At 41.1% G+C, this 26,526-nt stretch carries 23 protein-coding genes; 5 read left to right on the plus strand and 18 right to left on the minus strand.

Annotated elements, in window-relative coordinates; genetic code table 11:
- Positions 1 to 9 precede the first annotated feature (9 nt).
- The 9 genes from argA to sdhC all read right to left on the minus strand — a co-directional run bounded on the left by argA (position 10) and on the right by sdhC (position 11,382).
- Positions 10 to 1,350, minus strand: coding sequence for an amino-acid N-acetyltransferase (gene argA, locus AUR67_RS09500; RefSeq protein WP_054561564.1), 1,341 nt, complete (start codon positions 1,348 to 1,350; stop codon positions 10 to 12).
- Positions 1,351 to 1,543: 193 nt separating this feature from the next.
- Positions 1,544 to 2,416 carry a succinate--CoA ligase subunit alpha gene (sucD, locus tag AUR67_RS09505; RefSeq protein WP_054561565.1) on the minus strand — a complete coding sequence of 291 codons (873 nt, stop codon included), beginning with the start codon at positions 2,414 to 2,416 and terminating at the stop codon, positions 1,544 to 1,546.
- Positions 2,416 to 3,582 carry an ADP-forming succinate--CoA ligase subunit beta gene (gene sucC, locus AUR67_RS09510; RefSeq protein WP_054561566.1) on the minus strand — a complete coding sequence of 389 codons (1,167 nt, stop codon included), beginning with the start codon at positions 3,580 to 3,582 and terminating at the stop codon, positions 2,416 to 2,418. The genes sucD and sucC overlap by 1 nt, the downstream gene beginning before the upstream one ends.
- A gap of 177 nt (positions 3,583 to 3,759) precedes the next feature.
- Positions 3,760 to 5,259 carry a 2-oxoglutarate dehydrogenase complex dihydrolipoyllysine-residue succinyltransferase gene (gene odhB / locus AUR67_RS09515; protein ID WP_055021955.1) on the minus strand — a complete coding sequence of 500 codons (1,500 nt, stop codon included), beginning with the start codon at positions 5,257 to 5,259 and terminating at the stop codon, positions 3,760 to 3,762.
- Between the two features lie 3 nt (positions 5,260 to 5,262).
- Entirely contained in the window at positions 5,263 to 8,082 is a 2,820-nt protein-coding gene (locus tag AUR67_RS09520; RefSeq protein ID WP_055021956.1) for a 2-oxoglutarate dehydrogenase E1 component, read from the minus strand.
- An 84-nt stretch (positions 8,083 to 8,166) separates the two neighbouring features.
- Positions 8,167 to 8,883 (minus strand): succinate dehydrogenase iron-sulfur subunit, encoded by a 717-nt coding sequence (locus tag AUR67_RS09525; protein WP_058585091.1) that lies wholly within the window; start codon positions 8,881 to 8,883, stop codon positions 8,167 to 8,169.
- A 10-nt stretch (positions 8,884 to 8,893) separates the two neighbouring features.
- Complete coding sequence (gene sdhA, locus AUR67_RS09530) at positions 8,894 to 10,666, minus strand: succinate dehydrogenase flavoprotein subunit (protein ID WP_058585092.1); 1,773 nt, start codon at positions 10,664 to 10,666, stop codon at positions 8,894 to 8,896.
- Positions 10,667 to 11,014 (minus strand): succinate dehydrogenase, hydrophobic membrane anchor protein, encoded by a 348-nt coding sequence (gene sdhD / locus AUR67_RS09535; RefSeq protein ID WP_054551371.1) that lies wholly within the window; start codon positions 11,012 to 11,014, stop codon positions 10,667 to 10,669. It abuts the gene before it with no gap.
- Positions 11,005 to 11,382 (minus strand): succinate dehydrogenase, cytochrome b556 subunit, encoded by a 378-nt coding sequence (sdhC, locus tag AUR67_RS09540; protein WP_082401567.1) that lies wholly within the window; start codon positions 11,380 to 11,382, stop codon positions 11,005 to 11,007. Before sdhC ends, sdhD begins: the two co-directional genes overlap by 10 nt.
- 409 nt (positions 11,383 to 11,791) lie before the next feature.
- Between sdhC and AUR67_RS09545 the strand changes: the two genes are divergently transcribed.
- The 3 genes from AUR67_RS09545 to AUR67_RS09555 all read left to right on the plus strand — a co-directional run bounded on the left by AUR67_RS09545 (position 11,792) and on the right by AUR67_RS09555 (position 14,831).
- On the plus strand, positions 11,792 to 13,078 hold the full coding sequence (locus tag AUR67_RS09545) for a citrate synthase (protein WP_058585093.1): 1,287 nt from the start codon (positions 11,792 to 11,794) through the stop codon (positions 13,076 to 13,078).
- Positions 13,079 to 13,189: 111 nt separating this feature from the next.
- Positions 13,190 to 14,404, plus strand: coding sequence for an aminotransferase class V-fold PLP-dependent enzyme (locus AUR67_RS09550; protein WP_058585094.1), 1,215 nt, complete (start codon positions 13,190 to 13,192; stop codon positions 14,402 to 14,404).
- A gap of 13 nt (positions 14,405 to 14,417) precedes the next feature.
- Entirely contained in the window at positions 14,418 to 14,831 is a 414-nt protein-coding gene (locus tag AUR67_RS09555; RefSeq protein WP_058585095.1) for a SufE family protein, read from the plus strand.
- A 3-nt stretch (positions 14,832 to 14,834) separates the two neighbouring features.
- Here the strand turns inward: AUR67_RS09555 and tcdA are convergent, their stop codons facing one another.
- From tcdA to AUR67_RS09590, 7 genes are read right to left on the minus strand one after another with little or no spacing between them, the layout of a single operon-like run.
- Positions 14,835 to 15,629: a tRNA cyclic N6-threonylcarbamoyladenosine(37) synthase TcdA gene (gene tcdA / locus AUR67_RS09560; RefSeq protein ID WP_058585096.1), complete on the minus strand. Its 795-nt coding sequence runs from the start codon at positions 15,627 to 15,629 to the stop codon at positions 14,835 to 14,837.
- Positions 15,630 to 16,304 (minus strand): TIGR01621 family pseudouridine synthase, encoded by a 675-nt coding sequence (locus AUR67_RS09565; RefSeq protein ID WP_058585097.1) that lies wholly within the window; start codon positions 16,302 to 16,304, stop codon positions 15,630 to 15,632. It lies immediately after the preceding gene.
- A 2-nt stretch (positions 16,305 to 16,306) separates the two neighbouring features.
- Positions 16,307 to 17,062: a 3-deoxy-manno-octulosonate cytidylyltransferase gene (kdsB, locus tag AUR67_RS09570; RefSeq protein ID WP_055021960.1), complete on the minus strand. Its 756-nt coding sequence runs from the start codon at positions 17,060 to 17,062 to the stop codon at positions 16,307 to 16,309.
- A complete protein-coding gene (locus AUR67_RS09575) occupies positions 17,050 to 17,247 on the minus strand; it encodes a Trm112 family protein (protein ID WP_036968654.1) in 198 nt (65 codons plus the stop codon). Before AUR67_RS09575 ends, kdsB begins: the two co-directional genes overlap by 13 nt.
- Positions 17,237 to 18,214 (minus strand): tetraacyldisaccharide 4'-kinase, encoded by a 978-nt coding sequence (gene lpxK / locus AUR67_RS09580; RefSeq protein ID WP_058585098.1) that lies wholly within the window; start codon positions 18,212 to 18,214, stop codon positions 17,237 to 17,239. The genes AUR67_RS09575 and lpxK overlap by 11 nt, the downstream gene beginning before the upstream one ends.
- Positions 18,214 to 19,956, minus strand: coding sequence for a lipid A export permease/ATP-binding protein MsbA (gene msbA, locus AUR67_RS09585; protein WP_058585099.1), 1,743 nt, complete (start codon positions 19,954 to 19,956; stop codon positions 18,214 to 18,216). Before msbA ends, lpxK begins: the two co-directional genes overlap by 1 nt.
- A 59-nt stretch (positions 19,957 to 20,015) precedes the next feature.
- Positions 20,016 to 21,905, minus strand: a complete 1,890-nt coding sequence (locus tag AUR67_RS09590) for a DNA internalization-related competence protein ComEC/Rec2 (protein WP_161936938.1) — start codon at positions 21,903 to 21,905, stop codon at positions 20,016 to 20,018.
- Here AUR67_RS09590 and AUR67_RS21475 point away from each other — a divergent pair.
- A complete protein-coding gene (locus tag AUR67_RS21475; protein ID WP_268801426.1) occupies positions 21,844 to 21,972 on the plus strand; it encodes a hypothetical protein in 129 nt (42 codons plus the stop codon). The two genes, AUR67_RS09590 and AUR67_RS21475, sit on opposite strands and share 62 nt — an antisense overlap.
- A 293-nt stretch (positions 21,973 to 22,265) precedes the next feature.
- Positions 22,266 to 22,775: a DUF2062 domain-containing protein gene (locus tag AUR67_RS09595; RefSeq protein WP_054561579.1), complete on the plus strand. Its 510-nt coding sequence runs from the start codon at positions 22,266 to 22,268 to the stop codon at positions 22,773 to 22,775.
- A 92-nt stretch (positions 22,776 to 22,867) separates the two neighbouring features.
- Here AUR67_RS09595 and AUR67_RS09600 read toward each other — a convergent pair whose 3' ends face one another.
- Both AUR67_RS09600 and AUR67_RS09605 read right to left on the minus strand, forming a co-directional pair.
- Complete coding sequence (locus AUR67_RS09600; protein ID WP_058585101.1) at positions 22,868 to 24,604, minus strand: DUF3466 family protein; 1,737 nt, start codon at positions 24,602 to 24,604, stop codon at positions 22,868 to 22,870.
- Positions 24,605 to 24,615: 11 nt separating this feature from the next.
- Positions 24,616 to 26,526, minus strand: a complete 1,911-nt coding sequence (locus tag AUR67_RS09605) for an ABC transporter ATP-binding protein (protein WP_058585102.1) — start codon at positions 26,524 to 26,526, stop codon at positions 24,616 to 24,618.

Consider the following 26,526-nt stretch of genomic DNA (forward strand, 5'->3'; position numbering starts at 1 on the left):
GTGCATGCGTCACCTCTTATTTCCTAGCTTAGTTAAATCTAGACGCAATACTTTAGAGCGGCGTTCATGGTTATAAAGCGCTTTTTTCTTCGCAGGTAGTTCATCAACTGTCACTATTTCAAAGCTTTGCTCTAAAAACCAGTGAATGCTGCGTGTAGTGAGTGCAAATAAATGCGAATAACCTGCACGTTTAGCCTTATTAATAATAAACCTCAGTAGATAACTGCCGCGATCGGCATCTCGGTACTGAGGGTGAACAGCCAAACTTGCAAACTCCCCTACTTGTTCATCAGCAAACGGATACAAAGCTGCACAAGCAATGATTAGCCCATCACGCTCAATAACCGTAAATTGTTCAATTTCGATTTCTAGCTGTTCACGAGAACGGCGCACCAAATAGCCTTGCTGTTCAAGGGGTCTAATAAGGTTAATGATACCGGTAATATCAGCAATACTTGCACTTCGTAATTGCTCAGAACTTTGCGGTGCGATTTGTGTACCAATACCATCTAATGAGAACAATTCTTGTAATAGTGCACCATCTTCTTTGTAACTAACAAGATGGCAACGATGTACGCCACCTCGACATGCATCAATTGCAGCTTGTAAGAATACGGTTGCGCTTACACATGAGTCAGGTTGCTTGCGATAGTTTACTAGTAGCTGCTCAGCTTCATTTGGCATTAGCTCTGCAATCGCCTCACCATTTTCATCTAAAATACCGGCTTCTTTACAAAAGCCAAGCATTTTATCGGCGCGTAGTTTGAGAGCTACTTGCGTAGCAATTTCTTCAGCAGTTAAGTTAAAGCTTTCACCTGTAACAGACGCCGCTATTGGCCCAAGCAGAACAATTCCGTTGTTATCTAACTGGTGGCGAATACCCGCAACATCGATACGTCTCACTCTACCTGAATGATGATAGTCAACACCTTCATCAACACCTAAAGGCTGAGCAATAACAAAGTTGCCACTCACAACATTTAAAAATGAGCCAGACATAGGTGTACTACTTAAAGACGTAGATAAACGCGCAGTTATATCGAACTGCATTGCACCCGCAACTTTTTTAATTACATCAAATGTTGCGTTATCAGTTACCCGTATCTCATTATGAAACTGACTAGTTATGCCAACTTGCTCAAGCGCTGCGTTAAACTGTGGGCGAGCACCAAACACTAAAACAATCTTAATACCAAGACTAGTTAATAGCGCGACATCGTTGATGATGCTGCGACAACCAGACTGATCGATCGCCTCTCCGCCAAGCATAACAACGAATGTTTTACCGCGGTGAGCATTAACGTATGGGGTTGACTGGCGAAATCCATCTACCAATTCTGTGGTACGCACGTAATATTTACCTTATTAAAGTCGAATGTTTTAATAAAAACAGATATACAAGCCACAAGTGTAGAGAATTTATATTCACAAATAAAGCATTATTATTCTTAATTTATGGTTGGAATTTTCGTGCATGCTTTAAGATAGTGTTAGATACAAAAAAGGCCCGCATAAGCGAGCCTTTTTAAGAGATTAGAACTGATTACCAGCCTGTTTTCTCTTTAAGTGCATTACCGATATCAGCTAATGAACGTACAGTTTTTACGCCAGCAGCTTCTAATGCAGCAAATTTCTCATCAGCAGTACCTTTACCGCCTGCGATGATTGCACCAGCGTGACCCATACGCTTACCTGGAGGTGCAGTAACACCCGCAATGTAAGAAACAACTGGTTTAGTCACGTTGTGCTTGATGTATTCTGCAGCTTCTTCTTCTGCAGTACCACCGATTTCACCGATCATAACGATAGCTTCAGTTTGCTCGTCTTTTTCGAACATTTCTAAAACGTCGATGAAGTTAGTGCCAGGGATTGGGTCACCACCGATACCAACACATGTTGATTGGCCGAAACCAGCGTCAGTAGTTTGCTTAACCGCTTCGTAAGTTAAAGTACCAGAACGTGATACGATACCTACTTTACCAGGCTTGTGGATGTGACCAGGCATGATACCGATCTTAGTTTCACCCGGAGTGATAACACCTGGGCAGTTAGGACCGATCATACGAACACCAGTTTCATCAAGCTTAACTTTAACGTCAACCATGTCTAGTGTTGGGATACCTTCAGTGATACAAACGATTAGCTCGATGCCAGCATCGATAGCTTCTAAGATTGCATCTTTACAGAAAGGTGCTGGTACGTAGATAACTGATGCAGTTGCGCCAGTTGCTTCAACAGCGTCACGTACAGTGTTGAATACTGGAAGACCAAGGTGCGTTTGACCGCCTTTACCTGGGCTTACACCACCAACCATTTGTGTACCGTACTCAAGCGCTTGCTCAGAGTGGAAAGTACCTTGGCCACCTGTGAAACCTTGACAGATAACTTTTGTATCTTTATTGATTAATACAGACATTATTTGCCCTCCGCAGCAGCAACAACTTTTTCAGCTGCGTCTGTTAGTGATTCAGCAGCGATGATGTTTAGGTCAGAACTAGCTAGTACTTCACGACCAAGTTCAGCGTTAGTACCTTCTAAACGTACTACTACAGGAACGTTAACACCTACTTCTTTAACTGCGCCGATGATACCTTCTGCGATCATGTCACAACGTACGATACCACCAAAGATGTTAACTAAAACAGCTTTAACGTTGTCGTCAGATAAGATGATCTTGAATGCTTCAGATACACGCTCTTTAGTTGCACCGCCACCAACATCTAGGAAGTTAGCTGGCTTGCCACCGTGTAGGTTTACGATGTCCATAGTACCCATTGCTAGGCCTGCACCGTTAACCATACAACCAACGTTACCGTCTAGTGCAACGTAGTTAAGCTCGAAGCTTGCAGCGTGAGCTTCACGCGCATCTTCTTGTGAAGGATCGTGCATTTCACGGATTTTAGGTTGACGGTAAAGCGCGTTACCATCTACACCGATTTTACCGTCTAGACAGTGAAGGTTACCTTCGTCTGTGATTACTAGCGGGTTGATTTCTAATAGAGCGAAATCGAAATCGTTGAACATGTTAGCAAGACCCATGAAGATCTTAACGAACTGTTTCATTTGAGTAGGGTTTAAACCTAGTTTGAAGCCTAACTCACGAGCTTGGTAAGCTTGAGGACCAACTAGTGGATCGATCTCAGCTTTGTGAATTAGTTCTGGAGTTTCTTCTGCAACTTGCTCGATTTCAACACCACCTTCAGTAGATGCCATGAAAACAACTTTACGAGAAGCACGATCTACTACAGCGCCAAGGTATAATTCGTTAGCGATGTCAGTGCAGCTTTCAACAAGAATTTTTGATACTGGCTGACCATTTTCGTCTGTTTGGTAAGTAACTAAGTTTTTACCTAACCAGTTCGCAGCGAACTCTTTAACTTCGTCAGTTGTTTTAACTAGCTTAACACCGCCAGCTTTACCACGGCCACCTGCGTGAACCTGTGTTTTAACAACCCACATATCACCGCCGATTTTCTCAGCAGCTGCTGCAGCTTCTTCAGGTGTATCGCAAGCGAAACCTTGAGAAACTGGTAAACCATATTCGGCAAAAAGTTGTTTTGCCTGATACTCATGCAAATTCATGATGCTTTATCCAATTTTTTATACTAAAAGAGCTGAATATTTATGCAAAATAAACAGCTATCCCAAATTGCGCACTTAGTATAAATCCCAAGGCTCCACATGAAAACCCCAGTTAGACCAAAGGCGCAAAAAAAAAGCTGTGAACGAGGTTCACAGCTTAGTTTTCATACAACCAGATTAAACATCTAGTAGTAAACGAGTCGGATCTTCAAGTAACTCTTTAATTGTTACTAAGAAACCTACTGATTCTTTACCATCGATTTGGCGGTGATCATAAGATAACGCTAAGTACATCATTGGTAAGATTTCAACTTTACCATTTACAGCCATAGGACGCTCTTGGATTTTGTGCATACCTAAGATTGAAGACTGTGGTAAGTTGATGATTGGTGTAGATAGTAATGAACCGAATACACCACCGTTAGTGATAGTGAAGTTACCACCTGTCATATCATCAAGTGATAATTTACCGTCACGACCTTTAAGCGCTAGCTCACGGATACCTTTTTCGATTTCAGCAACTGATAGCTTGTCACAGTCTTTAAGAACTGGAGTAACAAGACCACGTGGTGTAGAAACCGCGATGCTGATGTCGAAGTAGTTGTGATAAACAATATCATCACCGTCAATAGACGCATTTACTTCAGGGAAACGCTTAAGTGCTTCAGTAACTGCTTTCACGTAGAAAGACATGAAACCTAAACGGATACCGTGACGCTTTTCGAATACTTCTTGGTACTGCTTACGAAGGTCCATGATTGGCTTCATGTTAACTTCGTTGAAAGTCGTTAACATTGCAGTTGAGTTTTTCGCTTCAAGAAGACGATTAGCGATTGTTTTACGTAAACGAGTCATAGGAACACGTTTTTGTGTACGGTCACCCATAGGTGCTGCTGGCGCTGCTGCTTCTGCTTTAGGAGCTGCTGCCGGTGCTTTTAAGAATGTATCAACATCTTCTTTAGTTACACGGCCGTTTTTGCCAGTACCTTTGATTTTTGATGCATCAAGACCTTTCTCAGCGATTAAACGACGAACTGACGGCGTTAATACGTCAGAGCTGTCATTTGATTCGCTTGCTGGTGCTGCTTCAGCTTTAGGAGCTGCTGCTGCCGGTGCTGCACCCGCTTTAACTGTACCAATTACTTGCTCACCAAGTACTGTTTCGCCTTCAGCGTGAATGTGCTCACCCATGATACCGTCTTCTTGAGCAACAACTTCAAGAACAACTTTATCAGTTTCGATGTCAACAAGGTTTTGGTCGCGAGTTACCGCTTCACCTGGTTGAACGTGCCAAGTAGCAATTGTCGCGTCTGCGACTGATTCTGGAAGTACAGGTACTTTAATGTCCACTTCTTTACCTTCTGATGCTGGTGCTGATTGCGCCGCTGGCGCGTCTTCTGATTTAGCTGGTGCAGAGTCGTCACTTGCTGGTGCAGCATCTGCATCACCAAGTAATGCAATTACTTGTTCGCCAAGTACCGTTGCACCTTCTTCTTGTGAAATTTCAGTGATTACACCGTCATTTGGTGCAACAACTTCTAAAACAACTTTATCTGTTTCGATATCTACTAAGTTTTGGTCACGGCTTACTTTGTCGCCAACACTTACGTGCCAAGTTGCAACTGTAGCATCAGCAACCGACTCAGGAAGTACAGGAACTTTAATTTCTGTGCTCATTGCTTATCCTTTCTTTTCAATAGTAAGCGCATCTGCAATTAGCGCTTGTTGTTCTTTATTATGCACTGACATGTAACCACACGCTGGTGATGCTGATGCTTTACGACCTGCGTAAGTTAATTTAGCACCGGCTGGGATTGCGTCAACAAAGTGGTGTTGAGAACAATACCATGCACCTTGGTTTTGTGGCTCTTCTTGACACCAAACAAAATCTTTAACGTGTTGGTAACGCTGCATGATTGTATCCATCTCAGCGTGTGGGAATGGATATAATTGTTCTACACGAACAATAGCAATGTTATTTAATTCTTGCTTACGACGCTCTTGTAGAAGTTCGTAGTAAACTTTACCGCTACAGAATACAACGCGTTCTACTTTATCTGCTGCAATATCATCGATTTCATCGATCATATTGTGGAACACACCTTCAGATAACTCTTCAAGTGAAGATGTTGCCAACGGGTGACGAAGTAGCGACTTAGGCGTCATAACAATCAATGGACGACGAAGTGGGCGTACAGATTGACGACGAAGCATTGCATAAACTTGCGCAGGTGTTGAAGGAACACATACTTGCATGTTGTGATCAGCACACAACTGTAAGAAACGCTCTAAACGTGCCGAGCTATGCTCAGGACCTTGACCTTCATAACCATGTGGAAGTAAACATGTAAGACCACATAAACGGCCCCACTTCTGCTCACCTGAACTTAAGAATTGGTCAAATACAACTTGTGCACCGTTAGCGAAGTCACCAAATTGTGCTTCCCACATTACAAGTGACGTAGGTTCAGCTGTTGCGTAACCATATTCAAACGCAAGTACTGCTTCTTCAGACAGAACTGAGTCATACACTTCAAATGCACCTTGCTTTTCGCTGATATTTTGCAGCGGCAAGTATGTTGATGCGTCAGTTTGGTTATGAACAACAGCATGGCGGTGGAAGAATGTACCACGACCTGAATCTTGACCTGTTAAACGGATATCAGTACCCGCATCAACAAGAGTTGCATAAGCAAGTGTTTCAGCCATACCCCAATCAAGTGGTTTTTCACCTGTTGCCATTAGCTTACGGTCGTCGTAGATTTTCTTAACGCGCGACTGTGCTTTGTGGCTTTCTGGGAAGCTTGCTACTTTTTCGCCAAGCTCTTTTAACTTCTCAACCGATACTGTTGCATCGTACTCAACATCCCAATCATGACCAACAAACTTAGCCCAATCAGAAGAGTGCGATGTTTCTAGTTGAATTTCTTCAACAACACAGTTGCCTTTGTCTAAACCGTTACGGTAATCATCAGCAAGAGCTTTTACTTCATTTTCTGAGAATGAACCTTCAGCAACTAATTGATCTGCATAAATTAGACGAGGTACTGGATGCTTTTTGATTTTTTGGTACATAAGTGGTTGAGTCGCGTTCGGCTCATCCGCTTCGTTATGACCATGACGGCGATAACATACTAAATCAATCACTACATCACGTTTAAACTGGTTTCTGAAATCAAGTGCGATTTGAGTAACAAATGCAACCGCTTCAGGATCGTCAGAGTTAACGTGGAAAATTGGTGCCTGAACCATTTTCGCAATATCAGTACAGTATGGTGTAGAACGTACATCAGACTGTTTAGACGTTGTGAAACCAACTTGGTTATTTACAACGATACGGATACTACCACCACAACTAAATGCATTAGTTTGCGATAAGTTAAATGTTTCTTGTACAACACCTTGACCTGCGATTGCAGAGTCACCGTGAATAGTAATTGGTAATGCTTTAATACCTGACTTATCACCTAGACGGTCTAAACGAGCACGTACCGAACCCATAACCACTGGGTTAACGATTTCTAAGTGAGACGGGTTAAATGCAAGTGCCATGTGCACGTTGCCACCGTTAGTTGCAAAGTCAGATGAATAACCCATGTGATATTTAACATCACCTGAGCCTAATGTGTCTTTGTGTTTACCAGCGAACTCATCGAATAATTCTGATGGGTTTTTACCTAAGACGTTCACTAGTACGTTCAAGCGACCGCGGTGAGCCATACCAATAACAGCTTCTTTTTGTCCGCTTTCACCTGCACGATGAATTAGTTCTTTAAGCATTGGTACTAACGCATCACCACCTTCAAGTGAGAAACGTTTTGCACCAGGGAACTTAGCCCCTAAATATTTTTCAAGGCCATCTGCAGCTGTTAATCCTTTAAGGATACGTAGCTTTTCTTCTTTAGAGAACGTTGGACGTGATTGCACTGATTCTAAACGTTGTTGTAACCAACGTTTTTCTTCAGTTGAAGTGATGTGCATATACTCAGCACCTACCGACCCACAATAAGTCGTTTTGAGTGCTTGATATAGCTCACCTAATGGCATGGTTTCGCGACCGACAGCAAACGAACCCACATTGAATTCACGGTCAAAATCAGCTTCAGATAAATCGTGGTACTCTAATTCTAGATCACGAACACGTTCGCGTTGCCAAATACCTAATGGATCTAGGTTGGCATTTTGGTGACCACGGAAACGGAAAGCATTAATAAGTTGTAGCACCTTGACCTGTTTAGGATCGCCAGAGCCACCCTCTGCTACCACTACTTCTCTATGCTTGTTTTTAGCAAGCTGTGCAAATTGTGAACGAACTTCTGAATGTTTAACGTCAACATCCACACCATCAACTTTTGGTAATTGTTCGAACACTTCTCGCCATTCTTCTGGCACAGAAGTCGCATCATCTAAGTACGCTTCATAAAGCTCTTCTACGTAAGCAACGTTACCGCCGTTTAAGTGAGAAGATTCTAGCCATGCCTTCATCACACCTTCGTGCATTTATAAGCCCTTTTCTTTAGCGCAGAAATTAATTGTTGTAAAAACAAGGTGGTTAATCACTTAACCACCTTACATATTCAAGCTTTAAACAGCGCGGTTTAAAAGCATTGATTTGATTTGTCCAATTGCTTTGGTCGGGTTAAGACCTTTTGGACACACGCTAACACAGTTCATGATACTGTGACAACGGAACACGCTGAACGCATCGTCAAGGTCAGCAAGACGCTCTTCAGTAGCTGTATCGCGGCTATCAGCCAAGAAACGATACGCATGAAGAAGACCCGCAGGACCGATGAACTTGTCTGGATTCCACCAGAACGAAGGACACGATGTTGAACAACATGCACATAAGATACACTCATATAAGCCATCTAACTTATCACGTTCTTCGATTGACTGAAGACGCTCACCCGCCGCAGGCGTGTCGTTGATTAGGTAAGGCTTAACTTTTTCGTATTGAGTGTAGAACTGACTCATGTCAATAACAAGGTCACGTACCACAGGTAAACCTGGTAAAGGACGAATTACGATTTTACCTTTGCCACCTTTAAGTAGCGTTGATAAAGGAGTAATACACGCTAAACCGTTTTTACCATTCATGTTGATACCGTCTGAACCACACACACCTTCACGGCATGAACGACGGAATGATAATGTTGGATCTTGCTCTTTTAATTGCATAAGCGCATCCAATACCATCATATCTTGGCCTTCTTGCGTCTCTAGCGTGAAGTCCTGCATACGTGGTGCATTATCAACATCTGGATTGTAACGATAAACCGATAATTGTACTTGTGCCATCGTCTCGCTCCTAATATGTACGTGCTTTAGGTGGGAAAGCTTCACGCAGTTTCGGCGCGTAGTTTACTTCACGTTTTGTCATTTCATCTGTAACTGGGTTATAGATAGAGTGACATAGCCAGTTATCGTCATCACGATCTGGGAAGTCAAAACGAGAGTGTGCACCACGGCTTTCTGTACGGAAGTTTGCAGCTACTGCTGTTGAGTATGCTGTTTCCATCAAGTTATCAAGCTCTAGACATTCGATACGTGCAGTGTTGAATTCAGTTGACTTGTCGTCAAGACGAGCGTACTGAAGACGTTCACGAATTTCTTTAAGCTCTTTAAGACCGGTTGCCATTGCATCACCTTCACGGAATACCGAGAAGTTAAGTTGCATACACATTTGAAGGTCTTTCTTGATTTGTACTGGGTCTTCACCTTGGCCAGCTTTAGAGCTTTCCCAACGGTTAAAGCGTGCAAGTGATGCTTCAAGGTCTGATTCAGACGCATCTTTACCTGCTTCAACACCGTTAAGGTACTTACCTAAGAAGTTACCAGCAGCGCGGCCGAATACAACTAAGTCAAGTAGCGAGTTACCACCTAGGCGGTTAGCACCGTGTACAGATACACAAGCAATCTCACCAACAGCGAATAAACCTTCAACTACTTTCTCTTGGCCGTTTGCATCAATTTGTAATGCTTGACCATTTACGTTAGTTGGAACACCACCCATCATGTAGTGACATGTTGGGATAACTGGAATTGGTTCTTTAGCTGGATCAACGTGTGCGAACGTTTTCGCAAGGTCACATACGCCTGGAAGACGTAGGTTAAGCGTTTCTTCACCTAAGTGGTCAAGCTTAAGCTTGATGTGAGGACCATAAGGACCTTCACAGCCACGACCCTCACGGATCTCAGTCATCATTGAACGAGCAACAACGTCACGAGACGCTAAGTCTTTTGCATTTGGTGCGTAACGCTCCATGAAGCGTTCGCCGTCTTTGTTCAGAAGGTAACCACCTTCACCACGACAACCTTCAGTCACAAGTACACCGGCACCGGCGATACCTGTTGGGTGGAACTGCCACATTTCCATATCTTGCATTGCAACACCAGCACGTGTAGCCATACCAACACCGTCACCAGTATTGATGTGTGCATTCGTTGTCGATGCGTAGATACGGCCTGCACCACCTGTTGCTAAAACAACAGCTTTTGACTTGAAGTAAACAACTTCGCCAGACTCGATGTCGATTGCTGTACAACCAACAACGTTACCGTCGCTGTTTTTAACTAAATCTAGTGCGTACCACTCAGAAAATACGTTAGTTTTGTTCTTAACGTTCTGTTGGTATAAACAGTGTAATAGCGCGTGACCAGTACGGTCAGCAGCTGCTGCAGTACGTGCAGCCTGTTCACCACCAAAGTTTTTCGACTGGCCGCCGAAAGGACGTTGGTAAACACGGCCATTTTCAAAACGAGAAAATGGTAAACCCATGTTTTCTAATTCAGTAATAGCTTCTGGGCCTGTTTTACACATATATTCGATAGCGTCTTGGTCACCGATGAAATCGGAACCTTTAACAGTATCGTACATGTGCCATTCCCAGTTATCTTCATGTGAGTTACCCAGAGCAACCGTAATACCACCCTGTGCTGACACAGTGTGAGAACGTGTAGGGAAAACTTTTGAGATAAGCGCACAGGTTTTGCCTGATTCAGTGATAGCTAGTGCTGCGCGCATACCCGCACCACCGGCACCAATCACTACAGCGTCAAATTCACGAACAGAATAATTCACTTAAACACCCCATAAAACGATTAGACCAATTGCTACGTAAGCAACAGCCATAAGGTTTAATACAAAGCCTAAAACAGCACGTAATTTAGCGCATTTAACATAGTCAGTAAGAACTTGCCAAAGGCCGATACGGGTGTGAACCATGATGCAAACTAGGGTAATTAAGGTAAACCCTTTCATTGCTAGGTTAGAGAATAGGCCTTGCCAGGCTTCGAAAGTGACTTCTGGCGTACATAAAAAATAGCCGATAATAAAAATCGCGTAAGCGCTGATTATTAATGCTGTTGCACGTAGTGATACGAAATCTTGTACACCATCACGTTTAAGAGTTGCTTGATTTAAAACCATATCCACACTCCTGCTAGAATTGCAGCTACAACACCTAAAGCTAATGCAACTTTAGCGCTGAAGTTACCTGATTCAAGTTCTTCCCAGTGACCCATGTCCATAATGATATGACGGATACCACCGATTAAGTGATACGCCAATACAGAAATGGTGCCCCATGCTATGAATTTGGCAATGAATCCGCTGAACAGACCCTTGACGAATTCAAAACCTTCTGCAGAAGAAAGAGACTCAGACCAAGCCCAAATGACAAACGTTAAAGCAAAAAATAATGCAACACCGGTGACGCGGTGAAAAATTGATGCTTTAGCCGTTGCCGGCATAGATATAGTTGTTAGATCTAGATTTACAGGTCTTTGCTTTTTCACAGTTACTTGCCCATCTTGCCCACTAAGGAGCTCATCTACTTGTTTTTCTAAAACCCATCAAAATGAATTTCGATGGAACTATCTAAGTAAACCGTGTTGATACACAAAAAGTTCACACTTATGCAAAACTCAAATGTAAAAATAAAGTTTACCTACAGACAATACGGTATAAAACCTTGGATAGTATATATAGCCAAAGGTCTTTTTACAATTCTTGTTTAGTAAGAGACGTTTGCGAATTAGCCAATAGTATAATATTTAATCCTGGCAGAATATTTATTATCCATTTGTGCATAATGTTTATAAAAATTGACTTTATACCCCTCTTTCACGTTAAAATGAAAAGAATGTGCTTAAACAGATTCAGAACATAACAATCAGAGTTGTTATCTTAATAGGAGATAAATAGATGGCGGATAAGAAAGCCACGGTCCATATTGATGGTCTTGATCCAATCGAACTTCCAATTTACCAAGGCACTGCTGGCCAAGACGTAATCGACGTACGTACGTTAGGTTCACACGGTCACTTCACTTACGACCCAGGTTTCATGTCGACCGGTTCTTGTGAATCTTCAATCACTTACATCGATGGCGGCAAAGGTGTTTTATTACACCGTGGTTACCCAATCGAGCAATTAGCTGATGAATCAAACTACATCGAGCTTTGCTACTTACTATTAAACGGCGAATTACCGACTAAAGAACAATACGAAGCGTTTGCTCAAGAAATCACGCACAACACAATGCTTGATACTAAAATCGCAAACTTCTTCCAAGGTTTCCGCTTTGACGCTCACCCAATGGCAATGCTGTGTGGTGTTGTAGGTGCTCTTTCTTCTTTCTACCACGAAGATTTAGACATCACTGACGCAACACAACGTAAAACAAGCGCAATCAAGCTAGTTGCTAAATTACCAACTATCGCTGCGATGGCTTACAAATACAATGTAGGTCAACCGTTTGTTTACCCGCGTAACGACTTAAGCTTCGCTGAAAACTTCTTACACATGATGTTCTCAGTACCAGCTGAAGAATACAAAGTAAGCCCTGTTCTTGCTAAAGCAATGGACAAAATCTTCATGCTTCACGCTGACCACGAGCAAAACGCATCAACGTCAACTGTTCGTCTAGCTGGTTCTTCAGGTGCTAACCCTTACGCGTGTATCGCGGCTGGTATCGCATCTCTATGGGGCCCTGCGCACGGTGGTGCTAACGAAGCATGTCTTAACATGTTAGAAGAAATCGGCTCTGTTGACCGTATCGACGAGTACGTTGCTAAAGCGAAAGATAAGTCTGATCCTTTCCGTCTTATGGGCTTTGGTCACCGTGTATACAAAAACTTCGACCCACGTGCGACAGTAATGCGTCAAACATGTCACGAAGTACTTGAAGAGCTAAATATTCAAGATCCACTTCTTGATATCGCTATGAAGCTTGAGCAAATTGCTCTAGAAGACCCATACTTCGTTGAGAAGAAACTTTACCCTAACGTAGATTTCTACTCAGGTATCATCTTAAAAGCAATCGGTATTCCAACAAGCATGTTCACTGTAATCTTTGCAATGTCACGTACTGTTGGTTGGATCTCTCACTGGGATGAGATGCTTTCTCAACCTGGTCACAAGATCAGCCGTCCTCGTCAGTTATACACTGGTGAAACTTCACGCGATTACGTACCAACAGACAAGCGTTAATACGAATTTGCGTTTAAAAAAGGCCGCTATGCGGCCTTTTTTGTTGCTCTGCACTTGTCTATTTGTGCAAAGTAATTAAAATCGTCGCATTCTTGTAGCTTAAGGCCTTCCATGTTCGATATCACAAAAATACGTGCTGACTTTCCAATACTGAATGAAACAGTCAATGAGCAGCCTTTGGTGTATTTAGACTCAGCGGCTACCTCGCAAAAGCCACAGGCAGTTATTAATGCTCTTAGCCGTTTTTATAGCCACGAGAACGCCAATGTGCACCGCGGCCGCCATACACTCAGTGAAAACGCGACACGCCAATATGAGCATACACGAACGCTACTTGCAGATTATTTTTCTGTAAAAAATAATGAGATAGTGTGGACCAAAGGGGCAACCGAATCGATAAATTTAATCGCAAATGGTCTGGCTTCGAGGCTTAATCCTGGCGATAAAATTGCCCTATCTGCTATTGAACATCACGCTAACATAGTCCCTTGGCAACAGCTAGCTCAGCGTACCGGTGCAGAAGTCATTATTTTGCCGATAGAAAATGATTTAATTATTAATAGCGTGCACTGTAGTGAATTTATCAAGCAACAAAAGCCAAAAATTGTCGCTATTACCCATGCATCAAATACCCTTGGTAACATCACTGATTTAGCGCCAATCATTAGCGCATGTAAAGCCATTAATGCTATTTCTGTTGTTGATGGTGCGCAGGCAGCGATGCATTTACGCCCTAATTTACAAGAAATTTCCTGTGATTTTTACGTATTTTCTGCCCATAAAATGCTCGGGCCGACAGGTTTAGGAGGCCTATATGGCCGATTTGAGCTGTTAGATTCGCTCGATGTATACCAAACCGGTGGCGAAATGATCGAAACAGTAACCCTAACACACAGCACTTTTCGTGATGCACCGGGTAAATTTGAAGCAGGAACACCGAATATTGCAGGTGTCATTGCCTTTAGTGAGGCTATAAATTATTTAACATCGTTAGATTTTCAGCAAATGCGTCAACATGAGCATACAGTTTTTGACTATGCGATAAAACAATTATCAGCTATTGATGGTATTAATATCTATTCAAACCAAACAGATAACATTGGTAACATTAGTTTTAATTATCGCGATGAACATCCGTTTGATTTAGCCACCCTACTTGATGGATTTGGCGTTGCCGTGCGTAGTGGTCATCATTGTACGCAACCTATAATGAGCCATTTAAATATACCAGGAACTGTACGAGCAAGTTTTGCGTTATATAACAATAAAGCTGATGTCGATGCCTTTATCAGTGCTGTTAAAAGTAGTATCGAGTTATTAGATTAATTTTGGATAAGTTATGAATTCAGCGTTTGAAGCCGTTAGTAAAAACATTGAAACAGCTGCTGGCTGGCAGCAAAAATATCGCCAAATAATGCTCTTAGGTAAGCAATTACCTGTTATGCCTGACGTGCTCAAAGTAGATGATGCCCTAGTTAAAGGCTGTGAAAGTAAAGTTTGGCTATATATCGACTTTGATCATACTGAAAACAGCCTGGTTTTAGCGGGCGATTCAGATACTCGCATCGTTAAAGGACTATTGGCTTTAATTTTAGCCTTATACAATGGTCTAACACCGGAGCAAGCAGCGCAAATTAATGCCTATGATGAATTTGAACGACTCGGTCTAATTAGCCATTTGAGCCCTTCTCGTGGTAATGGTATTAAAGCCATGGTTGATAAAATTCAAACCATGGCTGAACAAAAACAATAAGTTTTATAAACTACGCTGTTTTTTATCAAGGTATTTTCTAATCGCTTTGGCTGCAACAAAAAAGCCAAAGCTGCCTGTCACCATGGTTGCAGAGCCAAAACCATTATTACAGTCCATATTCATTGAACCATCTGCACCTTGTTTTGCTTGGCAAACCTCACCTTCAGAGGTTGGATATACAAGCTGCTCTGTAGAATAAACACAATCGACGTTAAATTTTCGCTTTGGATTGCTACTAAAGTTGTACTGTTTTCGCAAAATATAACGTACTTTTGCAAGCAATGGATCATGAGTTGTCTTTGCAACGTCACCAAAACTGATTTGACTAGGGTCGGTTTGCCCGCCTGCTCCTCCGGTGGTAATAACCGGTAGTTTTATGCGTTTACAGTGAGCAATAAGCGCAGCTTTTTCTTTTACAGCATCAATACAATCAATCACATAGTCAAAGCCTTGAATATGCTCACGAATGTTATCTAGCGTAATAAAATCGTCAATAACATTAATTTTGATATCTGGATTTATAAGCTCACAACGTGTTTTCATCGCTTCTACTTTTGCTTCGCCTACGGTGCCAGTTAAAGCATGAATTTGCCGATTAACATTGGTTGCACAAATATCATCTAAATCAATGAGGGTTAGTTGTCCTACACCCGTTCGAGCCAATGCTTCAGCAGCCCAACTACCTACGCCACCAATACCAATGACACAAAAATGTGCTTGTTGTAACCAATCACATTGTTGATGGCCATATAAACGTTTAATGCCACCAAAACGGATGTCTTGTGTTGTTTCTTTCATTTACCAATCCAACGTCCAAGGAGCGGTCCACTCTTTGAATTCGTCTGAGTTAAAAACTTCATTAAGATGAGCACCTAAAGTGTAATCACATCGATACTCTTTAAGCTGCTCTTTATAGCTAAATTGTAGTGCATAGGCATGCAAGTTTGTGCGTTCGTCTTTACTACCAGCATACGTACTATCACCTAGAATTGGAGCGCCTAAGCTTTTCATCGCGACTCTAAGCTGATGTGTCTTACCAGAGAATGGCTTCAACAAGTATGCACGAAGCCCTGGTCGAATACTTTTTGAGTAAAAGCGTGTGATAGCAGGATTCGTTTGGCTCTTTAACAGCTTAAATGCACCACGACGACTTTTTTGCATATCCCCTTTTATCCAACCTTGCTTTTTCTTAGGCTTAGTATCACTAAGAGCTAGATAAAACTTATTTATTTTATGATCAGAAAATAGCGAAGTGAATTCGGCTGCGGCTTCTTTGTTACGGGCTAAAATGATCAAACCAGAGGTCACTTTATCTAGCCTATGAACCGGATAGAGCTTCTCATTAACAAGCTCTTCAGCAAGTACGACAAAACCAGCACATTGTTCACTATGAAAGCTCACACCTGCTGGTTTATAAAAAACAAAGAAGTCATCTTCACTGGCATGAAGATGAACATTGTTTACATCATGCATTTTTAGTTGCCAAGCACTGCAATAACGCGCGCTAAGTCTTCAGGGGTGTCTACGCCTGCTTGCGGTGCACACAGAGCTTTTGCTATTTTAATTTTGTGACCATGATAAAGTACGCGAAGCTGCTCTAATGACTCTAAAAGCTCTAATCGAGATTCTGGTAATTCGATGTAGTCCTTAATAAAGCCAGCACGATAAGCATAAATGCCAATATGGCGCGCAAAATCAGCAAGATTTAGCTTATCTCGGTCATCATTCATCATCGCATCACGATGATAAGGGATTGGCGAACGCGAAAAATACAGTGCGTTGTTGTCTGCATCGTTAATGACTTTCACGCAATTGGGATTAAATATATCATCAATCTCATCAATGCTGGTGCTCAAAGTCGCCATTGGCGCATCAGAATCAGCAAGTAGCATGGCAACTTGAGATACATTTTCGCTTGCCAATAAAGGCTCATCACCTTGCACGTTGACAACAATAGTGTCACTTTCAAGTTTTAACTGTTCAACAACTTCAGCTAAACGTTCTGTGCCAGATTGGTGATCTTCTCGTGTCATCAATACATTATCAGTAAACTTCTTTACTGCATCAAACACTGTTTGATGATCAGTCGCTACATAAACTTGTGAAGCACCTGAAGCAACCGCTTTTTCATAAACATGTTGGATCATTGGTTTACCACAAATATCAGCAAGTGGTTTACCTGGTAAACGCGTCGATGCGTAGCGAGCTGGGATAACGACTACGAATTCCACTTATCAACCTCTTCTTGGCTTAATTCACGGGCTTCATTTTCTAAAAGCACCGGGATATCGTCTTTGATTGGGTACGCTAGTTTCGCAGCAGTACTGATAAGCTCTTGATTTTCTTTATCAAGACGTAATTTACCTTTACACACTGGGCAAGCGATAATTTCAAGTAATTTTGTATCAAAGGCCATTGAGGATCCCTTTTTGTTTTAATAATAAATTAAGTTTTTCGATAACTGCTGCTGTTGGCTTTGCATCAACAGGTAAATAATACCAATTTGGTTTAGCAAAACTAAAGCATTTAACTGCATCTTTTTCTGTCATAAATACAGCGTCATCTGCAAAATCGCTAAAGTCATTTGCTTGGTAGGCATAATGATCACGAAAATGATGAGTTGATAGTAAGTTAATGCCTTGCTGCTCAAGGCTTATTTCAAAGCGTTTGGGGTTACCAATAGCACTCACCGCATGGCCTTTATCTTGAACTGAATTAGCAAGTTCTGAATTACTTACGGTTCGAAATGGGCTTGATGCTAAATCATAGCGGCTTTGAGCGTTACCACCATTTTCTATGACTAAATCAACCGATTTTAAGCGCGCTTTGGTTTCACGAAGTGGACCAGCAGGCATTAATAAACCGTTACCAAATTGGCGCTCACTATCAACAATACAACATTCGATATCACGCGCCATTTTATAATGCTGCATGCCATCATCAGAAATAATGACATCGATATCATGTTGCTCTAATTTTTTTATACTCGCTTGTCGGTCAGGGCCAACCATTACAACACAACCTAGGCGGCGTTTAATAAGTACTGGTTCATCACCAGCTTGCGCTGTACTCGTTTGTTCAGTCACTAACAAAGGATACGAATCAGACTGACCACCATAGCCACGACTGATCACCGCCACTTTTAAACCTTGCTGCTGTAAGTACTCAGCGAGCCAAATAACAAATGGCGTTTTGCCGTTTCCACCCACACTAATGTTACCAACAACAATGACAGGAACATGCGCTTTAAATGCTTTTAAAATATTAAGCTTATAAAACAAAGCGCGAAGTGTTGAGATAAGCCAAAAAAGCACACTGAAAGGCAACAGTAAAACACTGATTAAACCTGGCTTTTTATACCAGCTTTTTTCAATAACACTCACTATTGCTCACCAAACTGCATTTTACATAACGCACTATAGGTACCGTCTTTTTTAAGCAGCTCGCTATGCGTGCCCTTTTCGATAACTTGACCATGGTCGATGACATAAATGCAATCACTGTTTTCTATTGTTGATAAACGGTGTGCTATCACAATCGATGTTTTTTCTTTCATTAAGCTATCAAGTGCTTGCTGGATCAGTTTTTCAGATTCAGTATCAAGTGCAGATGTTGCCTCATCTAGAATCAAAATAGGGGCATCTTTTAATATTGCACGCGCAATGGCTATTCGCTGACGCTGGCCGCCTGACAGCATAACGCCGTTTTCACCCACCATGGTATCTAAACCTTCTGGTAAGTCTTTAACAAACTCCCAAACATGGGCTTGCTTGGCAACGGCCATTAACTCCTCGTTTGTTAATTCGCGGTCGAGGCCATAGCAAATGTTATTCGTTATGGTGTCGTTAAATAAAACCACTTGCTGTGAAACGAGTGCAAATTGCTTACGTAAGTCTGTCAGTTTGTAATCAGCAATGTTGACGCCATCAAGCAAAATTTCACTGTCACCTTCAAGCTCATAATAACGTGGTAATAAATTTGAGATGGTCGATTTACCTGAGCCAGAACGGCCAACCAATGCGATGCTTTCGCCAGCATTAATCGAAAGTGATAAATTCTTTAATACAGGCTCATCTTTCGTTGGGTATTTAAAGGTCACATTGCTTACTTCAATTTTCCCAGTTACTTTGTCAACGCTGTAAGTGCCAGTGTCTTTTTCTACTTCTTCATCAAGTACTAAAAAGATACTTTGCGCTGCCGAAATACCACGTTGTAAGTCGCTATTAACGTTTGAAAGTTGCTTCAGTGGGCGTAATAACATCATCATTGATGAAATAAGTAATACGAAGTCACCTGAACTGATGGTATCAATCATCGACGGCATAGACACAACCCATAAAATCACGGCCATCGCGCTTGCTGCCAAAATTTGGATAACAGAAACGCTTAACGCTTTAGTTGCATCCATTTTAATGCGCTGCTGACGATTATGATTATTAATAGCCGAGAATTGCGATATCTCTTGCTGTTGACCACCAAAGCCATGAATCACCTTGTGACCAGATAGCATTTGCTCTGAGCTGCGAGTTACTTGGCCCATAGCAGATTGGATTTTTTTCGAAATCATACGAAAACGTTTCGACACAAAGGCAACGATCACGGCCACCAGCGGAATAATGACTAAAAATATTAGTGATAGCTTCCAGCTGGTATAAAACATATTAAATAGTAAGAAAACAACAAATGCCCCTTCTCTTACAACAATTAACAGGGCTTTGGTAATGGCTTGTTGAACCTGCTCAGTATCAAAGGTGATTTTAGAGATTAAATCGCCATTTGAATTTTTATCATGAAAAGACACCGGCAGATGTAAAATATGTTCGAATAATTGTTGGCGCAACGTTCTTACAACTTGCGAGCCAACATAACTTAAACAGTACGACGACATATAGTTAAACATGCCACGACCTAATACCAATGCAATCACAACAAATGGTGCATAAGTTAAAACATCAGTGTTACGATCATTTAAACCTTCATCAATGAAGGGCTTCATTAAATTGATAAACAATGCATCCATGGCTGAATAGCCAATCATGCCTACAATGGCGAAAAACGCGATTAACTTATAATCACCCACATAACTGATTAATCGCTTATAGATTTGGGATGTAGTTTGATCCATAACACTCTCTTATTCATAGACTTCGACTATTGTAGCCTTTAGGGGGTAAAAACAAAACGTCAATCTTGTTCGAACCAATAACTTTCCTGCTCTCGCGCAAATTCTAAGCGATAAGTATCTGAATAAAATTTTATGCGTATGTGGCCATATTCTGCCGTCGATAACTGCTTTATATGGTGTTGGTTATAACGATTTACAACCTCAGGATGAGGAAAGCGCCATTGCCCTTGATAAGCAGATGAATGGATAACCACTTCAGGGTTTACTGCACCTATAAATTCATAACTTGAAGAGGTATTACTACCATGATGGGGGCTTATTAAAATAGTCGCTCCTAAATCCATCCCTTCTTCAACAAGCTTAGTTTCTGCCGCTGAAGATATATCCCCAGTCAGTAACACTGAATAATTAAAACCCGTTACTTTTAATAAACACGACTGATCATTACGACTTGCATTTTCTACATTTGCTGTAAAACTTCTGATTTTAAGCTTATCAAGCTTGAGCGTTGTTGTTTTGCACTTATTTCCCAGCCCCTGAGGATGAAAGATAGCTAGAGTGTCTTGAAACCCTGCCATTTGCCAACTTGATAAACCGCCAGAATGGTCGTTATCTAAGTGGCTTATTATTGTGGCGATAACAGATAGCTGCTGTTTATTGATGTTGTTTAGTAATACGCGGTGTACATAATCATAACGCCCAAAGTACTGTGGGCCTAAATCATAAATTATCGCTTTATTTTTGTGGCTTACCATCACCATTAAGCCATGACCGACATCAAACACATCCAACTGAAACTTAGCTTCTGGCTGTAATTCACTATCGACGGCATATATACAAACAGGAATTAAGCACACATATTTATTTGGACTAAAGTACAACAGCAGAAGAGTAATGTAACTTATGATCAATAATAAAAAATTAAACTCATTAAACGACAACCAACGCCAGTCACTAGGGATAGAAAGCAGTAATTCATAACTAAAATACAGCGCACTGTCGACGAGTGATAACAAACCAGAAATATCCAGTAGGCTAGAAACCAAACTATAAAAAATTAACAAAGGCAATAACAGCACACCAACCAAGGGCACAGCAATAAGGTTAATCAATAAACCTATGACACTAGTGCCTGAGAAGTAAAATAAGGATAGAGGCAGTAAACCGACAAATAAAGCGCACTGAACTTGCAGTAGCTGTGCAAATCGCTTTAAAAAACCAAGCGACAAATTAACTGTGTTTTTAGTCAGTAAAAAGATGATCGTAACGGCCAAAAAACTGAAATAGAGCCCGGGGTTCAAAAGTGCAAATGGGTCTACAACCAACACAACACTCAAAGCGTACAAAATTGAACGCCAACGCACTGGGTTTTTCCCTAGGTTATAAATAACAAGGTAACAGCCTAACATCAGCAGCGCTCGGCTTGCGGAAACTATAAAATCACTTAAGTAGACATAGACGAACGAGCAACAGAACCCTACAAAAACAAATAACTTATTTAATTGAATTGATTGTTTTACGCTTAAATGACTCACTCTTAACAGCCACTTACTACTATAAAAGCCGACTGCAAAGATAAGTCCGATATGAAGACCTGAAATAGCAAGCAGATGCGACAAGCCTAATTCACGTAGGTGCTTTCTATCTTCATAGCTTATTTTACTTTTGTCACCGGTTAAAAGCGCATAATAAAGCCATTGTAATTGGGTGTTTGCCGTCACTTTTTCAATATATGTGCGGTAACTCACTCGAAGGGAGTCATATCGATGATGATTTAAATAGCTTATCTCCCCTACGCTTCGGCCTTTATAAAATACTCGCTCAAGTAATGCTTGCCGCTCTCTATCAAAACTATAGAAATTTTTTACCGATCGGTATGGTTTAAGTTTGAGTTCTGCGCTTAATTCATCTCCACTAGTAACAGGTTTATCTGAAGTAATGCTTAGCATTGCATTAGGAGCAGGCCGTATGTTTGTAGAGCAAGATTCAATATTTTTCAGACTTGCTTTAATGTAATAAGGGCTTTGTTCACTGTAAGTTTCAACTACCTCAAATCGAACTAATCGGCTTCGTTGATAATCGATTTGACAGTCATAGATGGAGTAAAAAATGAAGTAATGAAAAATCACTACTAAAATAGCGCAAATAAACCCTGACAATAGAGTTAAAAAAGGCTTAAAATAGGCACCTGCTAGCAATACAGCAAAACTCATTATATAAAACGCCGCAGTGCCAAATGTATATAGGGTGAAAAAACAGCCTATGACAAAGCCGCTGCATAACCAAATAGATGTAAATGGTTGCTTTAAATGGCTAAGAAAACGATCCAACGCTTTTTACCTGATCATAACAAGGTAAAAGAACACAAGTATTTAAGAATTTTTGGTCGTTTATTGCATGATGCCAATTTATGGCACTTAAATAGACGCTCAGCACGCGGTGCATTTGCAGTTGGTTTATTTTTTGCATTCATCCCTGTTCCTTTTCAAATGGTTCTTGCAGCCGCCCTGGCTATTCCATTTCGAGTAAATTTACCGATTTCTGTTGCAACAGTGTGGATCACTAACCCACTGACCATGCCTCCTATTTTCTATTGTTCATATATTGTAGGCACCATTGCCCTTGCTCAACCACAGCAGCACTTCCAATTTGAACCAAGCTGGCAATGGTTTATAGATAGCCTTACAACAATTGGCCCAGCATTTTTAGTTGGCTCATTTATATGTGCAACAGCTGCGGCAATCATTGGTTATTTTGGTACCGACATGCTTTGGAAACGTTCAGTCCGTAAAGCATGGATACATCGCCATAAAAAATAACTGATTTCAGTATAGACAAAAAACCCAGCTTAAAGCTGGGTTTTTTATTTCTTGCAAGAAAGCTATTTGCTTTGCAAACAACTCTCTAATTATTACTTCTTACGAAATACACGACGTGCTGCTGCAAATGGTAATAGCAATAATGCATACCAAGGGAAGCTTGCTGATTGACGCTCGTATTGTTCAATCTCTTCTGCAGGACATTCTTCAACGCTGCCGTCAATTGGTGTTAACTTAACAGCCACTGCGACACTTTCATATTCGATATTGCCATTAACATCGACTACAACGTTACCGAATGAATCTGTCTTTTCAACAGTTTTAGTCGCAACACCGAAGATTTCATTATTGTTGTTAATTGATTTCGCTTCAGCAACCGTGTATTTAAAGCGAGTCTCACCATCTTCTTCATAACAAGGTAATAAATCGTTTAAGTTAACAACTGAATCTTCACCAATGGTGTACATGAAACCTTCACGACGACGCGTAGAAGTATTGTAAATATCTGTTTCGCCCTCACCAACAACAATACCATTGTCATTGATATCGTTAGCTAATGAACTTGAGCTTGAGAAGTAATCCGTTGGGAAAACAACACTATCGCTATTTTTATCGTAGTAGAAAAATTTTGTACGCGTTGTACCGTCGATACGCTTGCTCGCGTAGCCAACAATAACATCATCATTATTTACCGCTAAAGGCTGACCAGAAATCCAATCATCCTCTTGGTCGATAAATTCTTTTACTTCACCATTTTCGAAAATAACAGGCATAGTAATACGTGTACTATTACTCTTGTAACGCACATCAGACGTACCAACCACTAAACCATTTTCGTTGATCGCAAGTGCGTTACTACGGAACGCGAAATCTTCGTCATCTTCAGGCGTTAAACCTAAGCCATACATTTCTGTATTAGTGATGTTTAGATTACTGTCTAATGTCCACTTAACAGCTCGTTTATTATAAATACCCGTTGAATAAGTACGGTTGTACGCTTCTACACAGTCTGAAACTGGTTCATCTTCGCCGTCACAGTTATCAGTAATATCATCCAGTGGATCAACCGCAATATCCGTTGACACAGTACCTACTACTTCATAGCCATTTGCTGTTTTGATAATGTCATTAGCTGAGCTAACACCACCATACTCATCAAACTCTGGTGCTATTTCAACTTTCACACCGTCTTCGCTGATAACAATTGCACGGCTAATGAAGTCTCTTAAAAAGTGGGTTTCTTCTTCATCTTCATCTGTTTGAGTGAACGATGTTTTTTCGTAAGGTGCACTGCCCCAACCAACCATCACACCGTCATCTGTTACAGCATTTAATAAGTTAGAAGTCGAGCGTGTTAAGCCGTCAAAATCAAGAGACTGTTCATCAAATATAACTTGCTCTGAAGCACCTTCAGATGTGTAAAGGGTTGCAATTGCACTTGATAGTTTTTGATATTCAGAGTCAGTTGAATTACTTGTTAAAAAACTTACCATAAATGCATGAGCATCGGCATTTGTATTTACCGCATCGTTATTCTCAATATCATCAAGCGTGAATGTAATTTCTTTATCAATGAGTTCATACTGCTTTTTAGCTGTATCATAAGCATCTTTGATCGACGAATCTGTAAAATCGATATAAGAGACATCAACGGGTAATTTGTAAAGGCCATTTGCTAAGCCTATGATGTGACCGTTTTCACTAACATCTGTTACGTAGTTAAATTTAGCGCCATCAATTCCACCTAATTCTTCTAATTTATAGGTTGCGCTTATCGCTGAGGTACTTAGGGTGGCTAAAATACTGGCAGCGAGTAATTTGTATTTCATTTTAATCCTTACTACTGATTCTTTAAATCTTCGAGTTCTTCCCAGCGCTCAAAAGCGGCTTCAAGCTCAGACTCTAACTCGGCTAAATGGTTCAATGCTTCTGTTGTAATTGCAGCATCTTGCTTAAAAAAGTCAGGGTCATTAACCACAACTTGCTGAGCGTCTAACGCTTTTTCAAGTTGTTCCACTTTACTGGGTAATTCTTCTAATTCAAGTTTTAATTTGTAAGAGAGTTTATTACTTTTCTTTGGTGTTTTATCTTGGCTAACAACGGCCGGCTTTTCTTGTTTAATTTGTTGCTGTTGTTGTTTTTCTTGCTCTGCTAAATGAGCTGCATACGCTTCATAGTCGCTATAGCCTCCAACAATGTCGGTGATCTTGCCGTTACCTTCAAATGCCCATACAGAATTACAGGTATTATCAATAAATTCACGGTCATGGCTTACAATCAGCACTGTGCCCTGATATTGGTTGATGATCTCTTCTAAGAGCTCTAAAGTTTCAATATCAAGGTCATTGGTTGGCTCATCGAGAACAATAATGTTAGATGGCTTTAAAAATAACTTTGCTAATAATAAGCGGTTTTTCTCACCACCTGAAAGCGCTTTTACTGGCGTACGCGCTCTTGCCGGTGGAAATAAGAAGTCTTGTAAGTACCCTAGCACATGACGTGAGCGCCCGCCCATCATCACTTCTTGCTTACCTTCAGCGACGTTATCTTGTACTGTGGCTTCTTCATCAAGCTTTTGACGATATTGGTCAAAATAAGCAAACTCTAAGTTAACACCTTGCTTAACACTACCGCTATCTGCTGTTAAGTCACCAAATAAAATTTTAAGCAGTGTTGTTTTACCAATACCATTTGGCCCAACAAGGCCAACACGATCGCCACGCATAACAAGGGTTGAAAAGTCTTTTGCGATCACTTTATCTTTAAATGCATGACAGATGTTTTTCGCTTCGAATACTAATTTACCTGAACGATCTGCTGTTTCAATATTGAAGTCGGTTTTACCTACCTGATCAACACGCTGCTTACGCTCTTTACGTAACTCTTTTAAAGCGCGCACACGGCCTTCATTACGCGTTCTACGTGCTTTAATACCTTGGCGGATCCACGCTTCTTCTTCTGCTAAGCGCTTATCAAATAATGCGTTTTGTGTTTCTTCTACTTTTAAATCATGGGCTTTTTGTTCAAGGTAGGTCGCGTAATCGCCAGGGTACGAAACCAGCTTGCCACGGTCTAAATCAAGAATACGGGTTGCAACTGCTCGAATAAATGCACGGTCGTGAGAAATAAAAACGATACCGCCTTTAAACTCTTTTAAAAACTGCTCAAGCCAAATAACACTACTCATATCTAAGTGGTTGGTAGGCTCATCAAGTAGCAGTAAATCGGGTTCACTAACCAAGGCTCTTGCAAGAGCAACTTTACGTAACCAACCACCCGATAATGATTCAAGCTTGGCTTCTGGATCTAGCTCTAAACGAGATAAAACGAGCTGAATGCGGGTATCAAAACGCCAGCCATCAACAGTTTCTAATTGATTAGATAAACGCTCTAATTTGTTAAGTAATTTATCGTTATAGTCAGTTTGCATTTGATTACTAACTTGGTGATATTCTATCAGTAAGTTAGCGATGTCAGGCATGCCCTGCGCTACATAATCAAATACTGAGCCTGCCGCCCCTTTTGGTGGATCTTGCTCTAAACGAGAAATGCGAATACCGCCTAATTGGTTGATTTCGCCATCATCCAATGTCACTTGGCCATCAAGCACTTTTAGTAGTGTTGATTTACCAGCACCGTTTCGACCAACGATACAAACACGCTCACCTGACTCAATAACGGCATCGGCATCATCTAGTAGTGGATGCGTACCATAAGCGAGTTGAGCTTTGGCTATTCTGATTAAATCCAT

This window comes from Pseudoalteromonas sp. XI10 (assembly GCF_001469895.1).
Taxonomy (GTDB): Bacteria; Pseudomonadota; Gammaproteobacteria; order Enterobacterales; family Alteromonadaceae; genus Pseudoalteromonas.